This window comes from Ectopseudomonas composti (genome assembly GCF_900115475.1).
Lineage (GTDB): Bacteria > Pseudomonadota > Gammaproteobacteria > Pseudomonadales > Pseudomonadaceae > Aquipseudomonas > Aquipseudomonas composti.
The window spans coordinates 417,530-425,534 of sequence record NZ_FOWP01000005.1; the positions used below are offsets into that span (position 1 = coordinate 417,530).

The 8,005-nt window shown below is 64.1% G+C and carries 7 protein-coding genes; 4 read left to right on the plus strand and 3 right to left on the minus strand.

The window, feature by feature from the left end:
• Positions 1-63: 63 nt before the first annotated feature.
• Both BM059_RS12430 and BM059_RS12435 read right to left on the minus strand, forming a co-directional pair.
• On the minus strand, positions 64-1,050 hold the full coding sequence (locus BM059_RS12430) for a tripartite tricarboxylate transporter substrate binding protein (protein WP_074938955.1): 987 nt from the start codon (positions 1,048-1,050) through the stop codon (positions 64-66).
• 156 nt (positions 1,051-1,206) lie between these two features.
• On the minus strand, positions 1,207-2,145 hold the full coding sequence (locus tag BM059_RS12435; protein WP_037001878.1) for a LysR family transcriptional regulator: 939 nt from the start codon (positions 2,143-2,145) through the stop codon (positions 1,207-1,209).
• 168 nt (positions 2,146-2,313) lie between these two features.
• Here BM059_RS12435 and BM059_RS12440 point away from each other — a divergent pair, with 168 nt between their 5' ends.
• Positions 2,314-3,495 (plus strand): fumarylacetoacetate hydrolase family protein, encoded by a 1,182-nt coding sequence (locus BM059_RS12440; RefSeq protein WP_074938957.1) that lies wholly within the window; start codon positions 2,314-2,316, stop codon positions 3,493-3,495.
• A gap of 66 nt (positions 3,496-3,561) precedes the next feature.
• Here the strand turns inward: BM059_RS12440 and BM059_RS12445 are convergent, their stop codons facing one another.
• On the minus strand, positions 3,562-4,503 hold the full coding sequence (locus BM059_RS12445) for a LysR family transcriptional regulator (protein WP_074938959.1): 942 nt from the start codon (positions 4,501-4,503) through the stop codon (positions 3,562-3,564).
• A gap of 135 nt (positions 4,504-4,638) precedes the next feature.
• Here BM059_RS12445 and araD1 point away from each other — a divergent pair, with 135 nt between their 5' ends.
• The 3 genes from araD1 to BM059_RS12460 all read left to right on the plus strand — a co-directional run.
• A complete protein-coding gene (gene araD1, locus BM059_RS12450) occupies positions 4,639-5,640 on the plus strand; it encodes an AraD1 family protein (protein WP_074938961.1) in 1,002 nt (333 codons plus the stop codon).
• 206 nt (positions 5,641-5,846) lie between these two features.
• Positions 5,847-7,430: an aldehyde dehydrogenase (NADP(+)) gene (locus BM059_RS12455; protein ID WP_037001882.1), complete on the plus strand. Its 1,584-nt coding sequence runs from the start codon at positions 5,847-5,849 to the stop codon at positions 7,428-7,430.
• Between the two features lie 104 nt (positions 7,431-7,534).
• Positions 7,535-8,005: OprD family outer membrane porin (locus BM059_RS12460; RefSeq protein ID WP_139220732.1), on the plus strand; the 471-nt coding region annotated here is incomplete at its 3' end.

Below are 8,005 nucleotides of genomic sequence, written 5' to 3' on the forward strand. Positions count from 1 at the left end.
ACTCTCATACAACCGAGTAAAGGCAAACGGCACCCCGAAGGGGCGCCGTATCGAAGGTCGGGCTTACTTCTTCATGCCGATCTTTTCGATGATGCCGCCCATGTAGGTGTTGTTTTCCTCAAGGAAGACGTTGAAGTCGGCGGTGTTGCGCCACTCCGCACCGAAGCCCAGCTTATGCATGTAATCCTGATACATATCGGACTTGTAGGCTTTCTCCAGCGCCGCTTCGAGGGTGGCGGCGATTTCCGGCGACAGGTTCTTGGGCCCTGCGATACCGCGCCATTCGCCGAGGGAGTAGTCACTGCCCAGGCTTTCCTTGAGGGTCGGGATATCCGGGAAGGCCGGGTTGCGCTCGGGGGATAGAATAGCCAGGCCCTTGGCCTTGCCAGCATCGATCATCGAGCGGGCTTCCGGCACCGAGGTCGGTACCAGCTGGATGCTGCCGGCCGCCAGTTCGACCATGGCCGGTGCCGCGCCCTGGCTCGGCACGAAGGTGATCTTCTGCGGGTCGATGCCCTGCTCCAGCAGCAGGCCGGCGAACGCCACGTGCCAGATGCCGCCCAGGCCGGTGCCCGAGGCCTTGATGGTGCCTTTGGGTTCGTTGCGAATGGTTTCCAGCAGCTCGCCGACACTGTTGTACGGCGCATCTGCCGCGACCTGAACACCCGGATAGTCATAGTTGGTCATGGCTATCGGGGTGTAGTCCTTGTAGGTCAGCTTGGTCAGACCCTGCCAGTGCATCATGTTCAGCTCGCCGGTGATGAAACCCAGCGTGTAGCCGTCCGGCTTGGCGGTGGCCATCACGCTGTGACCGACGACACCGTTGCCGCCCGCACGGTTGACCACGTTGATGGTGACGCCCAGTTCTTTCTCCAGGGCCGCGGCGATACCGCGTGCCGCCGCATCGCTGCCACCGCCGGCCGCCCAGGGCACGATCAGCTGGATGGGCTTGTCCGGGTAAGCCGCCATGGCCATGGGCGAGACCAGCAGGGCGGACAGCAGGAGGGATTTGAGGGTGCGGCGCGCAGCGCCAGCCTTGGTGGAAAGCATGGATGTCACCTATTGAAATTATTGTCAGTGATCGCGCCGTCACTGCAGCAGTTCGGTCGCGATAGCCCGTGTCAGAGGGTTGGGCATGGCCTGCACACTATTGTCTGACAAACCGGGCTGTCTAATGAGGCTTAGTAATCAGCCCATAACGAGGGGTTATCTGGGGCTGTCGAGCACGCTTTGCAGCGCCTCGTAGAACTGCAGAGCGTTGGCGGACAGCGGTTCGTCCTTGCGTCGCAGCAGGCCATAGCCGAGCGATGGCGTCTGCAGTGGTGGTTGCAGCAGGACCAACTGCCCCAGTGCCACCTGCTGCAGGACGATGGCCTCCGGCAGAAGCGCCAGCGCCTGGCTGTGGTGCAGCAGGTGCAGGGTCGATTGCACCGAGGCGGTCTCCACCCGGTTGAGCGGGAAGCGGATGCCGGCGTCGTTGAAGGCCTGTTCGATCATGCGCCGCAGTGGCGTGTTGGACGGGTACACCACCCAGGGCCACTGCTCCAGATCACGGGCACTCGGCGTCGCCTCGCGGGCCAACGGGTGAGCCGGGTCGGCGCAGAGCAGGAAGGGTTCGCTGGCCACTTCCTGATAGCTGAAATGCTCCTGCTGGCGCGGCTCGGTGAAGCGCCCGATGGCCAGGTCCAGCTGCTTGTGCAGGAGCATCTGCAATAGGTAGTCGCTGGTGTGCTCGACCAACTCGATGGTCAGCAGCGGGCGTTGGCGTTTGAGCTGCAGCAGGGTTTTCGGCACGACCTGGGCAGTGGCGGCGAAGATCGCGCCGACGCGCAGATGGCCATAACCGCCTTGGCGCAGGGTATCGAGCTCCTGAGCGAAGTGCTGGCAGTCGTTGAGCGTGCGCCGGGCATAGGCGATCACCGTCAGGCCGAGTTCGGTGGCGACCAGCTCGCGTGGCTGGCGGTCGAACAGGGCGAAGTCGAACATCTGCTCGATCTCGCGCAGCATCTTGCTCACTGCGGGCTGACTCAACCCCATCTGCTGCGCCGTGGCGTGCATGTTGCCGGTGTCGGCGAGGGTTTCTATCAGCTGCAGATGGCGCAGACGCAGCCAGTTATGCAGGGTGGGCAGCTTGTTCAGGCTCACGATTGCGGGGTTCCCTGTGAGGCAGTGCGATAACCAGTGTGTATCGGGCGTTGACGATTCGTCATTGGTCGAGTGCACAAACGCTTGGCTATGGTCGCACAGCAGCGGCCGGGCATCCATTTGGGGTGCCATGCGGTCGCCTCCCAACAACAATTCAAGAGTCCGCCCATGGCCCGCCCCCTGATCCTCACCCCCGAAAACACGCTTCCCGAAGACGGCCTCGCCGGCACCTTGCTCGCACGCGTCTGGCTGCCAGGCGAGCTGGCCGGGCCAGTCCCCGTGCTGTTGCATGAAGATGGCGTGTTCGACCTCAGCCTGTTGTCGCCCACCCTGGCCGGCCTGTGCGAGCTGGAAGACCTGGCCGTGCGCGTGCATGACAGCCGCGCCCAGCGCCTGTGCAGTGTCGCCGAGCTGCTGGCCAACAGTGGCAGCGAGCGTAGCGCCACGCGCCCCAGCCTGCTGGCACCGGCCGATCTGCAGGTGATCAAGGCTGCTGGCGTGACCTTCGCCGCCAGTATGGTCGAGCGGGTGATCGAGGAGCGTGCCGGCGGTGATCCGCAGCGCGCCGAGGAAATCCGTGTTCAGGTGCGTGAGTTGATTGGCGACAACCTGCGCAGCATCGTGCCGGGCTCGGAAAATGCCCAGCGTCTCAAGCAGCTGCTGCAGGAGCAGGGCCTTTGGTCGCAGTACCTGGAGGTGGGCATCGGCCCGGACGCCGAGGTTTTCACCAAGGCGCCAGTGCTGGCGGCCGTCGGTAGCGGCATGGACATCGGCATTCATCCTGGCTCGGCCTGGAACAACCCGGAGCCCGAGGTGGTACTGGTGGTCAACAGCCGCGGGCAGGTGCTCGGCGCGACCCTCGGCAACGACGTCAACCTGCGCGACTTCGAGGGGCGCAGTGCGCTGCTGCTGAGCAAGGCCAAGGACAACAATGGTTCGTGCGCCATCGGCCCGTTCATCCGTCTGTTCGACCAGAGCTTCAGCATCGACGACGTGCGCAACGCCGAAGTCGACCTGCGCGTCGAAGGCGACGATGGTTTCGTGCTCAAGGGCCGCAGCAGCATGAACCAGATCAGTCGCGACCCGCTGGATATCGTTGGCCAGACGCTCAATGCCAACCACCAGTACCCGGATGGCTTCCTGCTGTATCTGGGTACGCTGTTCGCCCCGACCGAAGATCGCGATCAACCCGGCAACGGCTTCACTCACAAACTGGGTGACTTGGTCAGCATCAGCAGTCGCCAGCTCGGCGCGCTGCATAATCGCGTGCAGCACAGCAGTGCGCTGGCGCCCTGGACCTTCGGCCTGCTGGCCTTCATCGACAACCTGACTCGCCGTCAGCGCGCCTGATCGGCTACTTGCAGCGACTGCCGAAGGCGCTCTGGTAGCCCGGATTTGCTCCGGGCTGCGCGCGTCCTAGTCCTCCGCCAGCGCCTGTTGCTCGTTGCGCAGATGTTCCAGCAACAGGCTCGCCAGCGGCGACAGGCTGCTGCCGCGGCGATGGACGATGGCACAGGGTTCGTTGCGTGCCTGCAGTTCCAATGGCAGGCGCTGCAGCAGACCGAAACCCTCGCTGGAACAGGCGATGGAGTAGGGCATCACCGCCACCAGTTGTGGGTCTTCCTGCAGCAGGCTGAGCATGGTGAAGGTCGAGGATGTTTCCAGTGGATAACGCGGGAACTCCAGGCCCGCCTCGCCGAACTCGCGCTCCAGCACCGTGCGCATTGGTGTGCCCGTGGGATAGACCACCCAGCTGTAACCGCTCAGGTCGGCCAGGCTCAGTGCCGGGTTGTCCTGTTGCGGGTGCTGCGGCGCGGCCACCAGCACCAGGCGTTCGGCATGCAGGCTCAGGCATTCGTAGTCGTCCGGGTGCTGGCTGCCGCTGGTACGGGCGATGGCCAGATCCAGGCGGCCTTCGTCGAGCAGCTTGAGCAGGCGCGGGCTGATGTCTTCGACGATCTGCACGGAAATGTCCGGTTGCATCTGCCGCAGGCTGGTGAGCGCGCGCAGTACCAGCGGCACCGAGCCGGCGACGGTGCCGATCGACAGGTGGCCGCCATGGCCCTGCAGGATGCTCTGCATTTCCTCATGCAGGTGGGCCAGGTCCGAGTGGATGAGCCGCGCATAGCGGATCACGCAGCGCCCCAGGTCATTGGCTTGCAGTCCCTGAGCCGAGCGCGTGAACAGCGGCGTACCGAAGGTCGTCTCGATTTCGTGCAACGCCTTGGTCGCGCCCGGCTGGCTGATGGCGATGCGCTCGGCCGCGCGATGCAGCGTGCCCATTTCGTCGAGGGCGATCAGCAATCGCAGCTGGCGAATACGCAGGCGGGAAACGATGTAGGTCAGCGGTGGCAGCATGGGGATGACGAAAAGTTATCACCTAATCAGAAGCTTTCATTAGGCAGCACCGCGGGCAGTTTTTAAAGTGCCTGCCCAACAACGTCGCAATCGCGACGCACAAGAACAACAGAAAAGAACGGCAGGAGTTGTGCAATGCGGCTGATTCAGTTTGAGAACGAGCAGGGCCAGCGTCAGGTCGGCGTCGTCGGTGAAGAGCGCATCAGCGTGATCAAGGGCGTGGCCACGACCCGTGAGTTGGCGCAGCAGGCGATCCGCAACGGCCACGGTCTGATCGCCGAAATCGAGCGCCTGGGCGTCGAGCCCGGCCCGGTCTATGCCGAACTGATCGAGCAACGCCGTGTGCTGGCTCCGCTGGATCACAGCGATCCTGCCCACTGCCTGGTGTCCGGCACCGGCCTGACCCACCTGGGCAGCGCCTCCACCCGCGACAAGATGCACCAACAGGTCGAGGCGCAGCAGGCCGAAGGCAAGCTCACCGACACCATGCAGATGTTCCAGTGGGGCATGGCCGGCGGTCGCCCGGCTGCAGGCAGCGAAGGTGCACAGCCGGAGTGGTTCTACAAAGGTGACGGCAGCATCGTGGTTCGCCCCGGTGAGGACTTCCCAGTGCCGGACTTCGCCGAGGACTTCGGTGAGGAGCCCGAGCTGACCGGCCTGTACGTGGTCGGTGACGATGGCCAGCCGTATCGCATCGGCTTCGCCCTTGGCAACGAGTTCTCCGACCATGTGGTCGAGCGCAAGAACTACCTGTACCTGGCCCACTCGAAGCTGCGCTTCTGCTCCTTCGGCCCGGAAATGCTGATCGGCGAGCTGCCGCGTCACCTGTCCGGCATCAGCCGTATCCGCCGTGGCGACCAGGTGCTGTGGGAGAAGGAGTTCCTCTCCGGCGAGGACAACATGTGCCACAGCCTGGAGAACCTCGAGTACCACCACTTCAAGTACCGCCAGTTCCTGCGTCCGGGTGATGTGCATGTGCACTTCTTCGGTACCGCGACGCTGTCGTTCGCCGATGGCGTCAAGGCGCAGCCGGGTGACACCTTCGAGGTCAGCCTCGATGCGTTGGGTGAGCCATTGCGCAATGGCATCAGCGTGCATCAGCCCGGCGTGAAGGTCGGTGGGGTGCGGCAGTTATAAGGCTTTGGCGGCCCGGCAGCAGGCTGTCGGGCCGAATTCCGTTCGGCGGATTGACGGATTGCGCCCTCACAAGGGGACGAATGTCGAAGTTATCACTTATCATATGTCTGACAACTGCAGTAGAGTTGTCACCCCTCGACCCAAAAGGTCGAGGCCTCATTCATTGTCCGGGGCGGCGTTGCCGTCCCTCCTGACAGGAGAACACCATGCTGAGTCTGACTGGCCACAATTACATCGGCGGTGAGCGCCGCGCTGCGGGCACCGTAGAGCACAAGAGCCTCGACGCCAGCAGCGGTGAAGCGCTGCCGTACACCTTCATCCAGGCCACGCCGGAAGAAGTCGACGCTGCCGCCCAGGCTGCCGCTGCCGCTTATCCGACCTACCGCAACCTGTCGGCCGTGCGCCGTGCCGAGTTTCTCGAGGCGATTGCCGACGAACTCGATGCCCTCGGCGATGACTTCGTTGCTCTGGTCACCCGCGAAACCGCACTGCCGGCTGCCCGTATCCAGGGCGAACGTGGTCGTACAAGTGGCCAGATGCGCCTGTTCGCCAAGGTGCTGCGCCGCGGTGACTTCTACGGTGCGCGCATCGACCGCGCCCTGCCGGATCGCCAGCCGCTGCCGCGCCCGGACCTGCGTCAGTACCAGATCGGTGTTGGCCCGGTTGCCGTGTTCGGCGCCAGCAACTTCCCGCTGGCCTTCTCCACCGCGGGTGGCGATACCGCCTCTGCTCTGGCTGCCGGTTGCCCGGTAGTGTTCAAGGCGCACAGCGGCCACATGGCCACCGCCGAGTGCGTCGCTGACGCGATCATCCGCGCCGCTGAGAAAACCGGCATGCCCAAGGGCGTGTTCAACATGATCTTCGGCGGCGGCGTCGGCGAGATTCTGGTCAAGCACCCGGCCATCCAGGCCGTTGGTTTCACTGGCTCGCTGAAAGGCGGTCGCGCCCTGTGCGACATGGCCGCTGCTCGTCCGCAGCCGATCCCGGTGTTCGCCGAGATGTCCAGCGTCAACCCGTTGATCGTCCTGCCGGGCGCCCTGAAGGCGCGTGGCGCGACCGTGGCCAAGGAGCTGGCTGGTTCCGTGGTGCTGGGTTGCGGTCAGTTCTGCACCAACCCGGGCCTGGTCATCGGTATCCGTGGCGCCGAGTTCAGTGATTTCGTCGCTGCCCTGGCTGATGCCATCGGCGCTCAACCGGCGCAGACCATGCTCAACGCCGGCACCCTGCGTAGCTACACCGGTGGCCTGGCTCAGCTCAACGCCCACCCCAAGGTCACTCACCTGGCTGGTAACGAGCAGTCCGGCAACCAGGCTCAGCCGCAGCTGTTCAAGGCTGACGTGAGCATGCTGCTCGACGGTGACCACCTGCTGCAGGAAGAAGTCTTCGGCCCGACCTCCATCGTCGTCGAAGTAGCGGATCGTGACGAACTGACCCGCGCGCTGCAAAGCATGCATGGCCAACTGACCGCGACCTTGATTGCCGAGCGTGACGACCTGCTGGCCTTCCGCGACCTGCTGCCGTTGCTGGAAGTGAAGGCTGGCCGCGTGTTGCTCAATGGCTACCCGACCGGCGTCGAGGTGTCCGACACCATGGTTCACGGCGGTCCCTACCCGGCGACCTCCGACGCCCGTGGCACATCGGTCGGCACCCTGGCGATCAATCGTTTCCTGCGTCCGGTGTGCTACCAGAACTACCCGGACGAAGTCCTGCCGGAAGCGCTGCAGAACGCCAACCCGCTGGGTATTCAGCGTCTGGTCGACGGCGTGCATAGCCGTGATGCCCTGAACTGAGTCTCTCAGCTCGACCCCATGATGTTGCGCCATCGCGGCGCAGCGTTATCCCTCGCGGTGCTTTGGCACCGCTTTTTTTAACCTGTCGAAGACAACAACAAGATATGACAAGTACTTTCTGCCGTACCTCACTGTTTGCCGCCTGTAGCCTGGCCAGTGCCATCGCCGCTCTGTCCGTTGGCAACGTCCACGCCGCTGGTTTCGTCGACGACGCCAAGGTCACCCTCGGCCTGCGCAACTACTACTTCAACCGTAACTTCCTCAACCAGACCCAGGGCGGTCAGGGCCAGGCCGAAGGCTGGACCCAGAGCTTCATTCTCGACGCTCGCTCCGGCTACACCGAAGGCACCGTCGGTTTCGGCCTCGATGTACTGGGCCTGTACTCGGTGAAACTCGACGGCGGCCGTGGCACCACGGGTAGCCAGTTGCTGCCGGTGCATGACGACGGTCGCCAGGCTGACGACTTCGGTCGTACCGCCGTGGCCGCGAAAGCCAAGATTTCCAAGACCGAGTTGAAGGTCGGCGAGTGGTTCGCCGTGCTGCCGATCCTCCGCGCTGATGATGGCCGTTCGCTG

Excerpts from the sequence above, each read along its gene's own strand:
- araD1 (WP_074938961.1), top strand. The coding sequence starts at position 4,639 with ATGCGGCTGATTCAGTTTGAGAACGAGCAGGGCCAGCGTCAGGTCGGC.
- BM059_RS12440 (WP_074938957.1), top strand. The coding sequence starts at position 2,314 with ATGGCCCGCCCCCTGATCCTCACCCCCGAAAACACGCTTCCCGAAGAC.
- BM059_RS12430 (WP_074938955.1), bottom strand. The coding sequence starts at position 1,050 with ATGCTTTCCACCAAGGCTGGCGCTGCGCGCCGCACCCTCAAATCCCTC.
- BM059_RS12455 (WP_037001882.1), top strand. The coding sequence starts at position 5,847 with ATGCTGAGTCTGACTGGCCACAATTACATCGGCGGTGAGCGCCGCGCT.
- BM059_RS12445 (WP_074938959.1), bottom strand. The coding sequence starts at position 4,503 with ATGCTGCCACCGCTGACCTACATCGTTTCCCGCCTGCGTATTCGCCAG.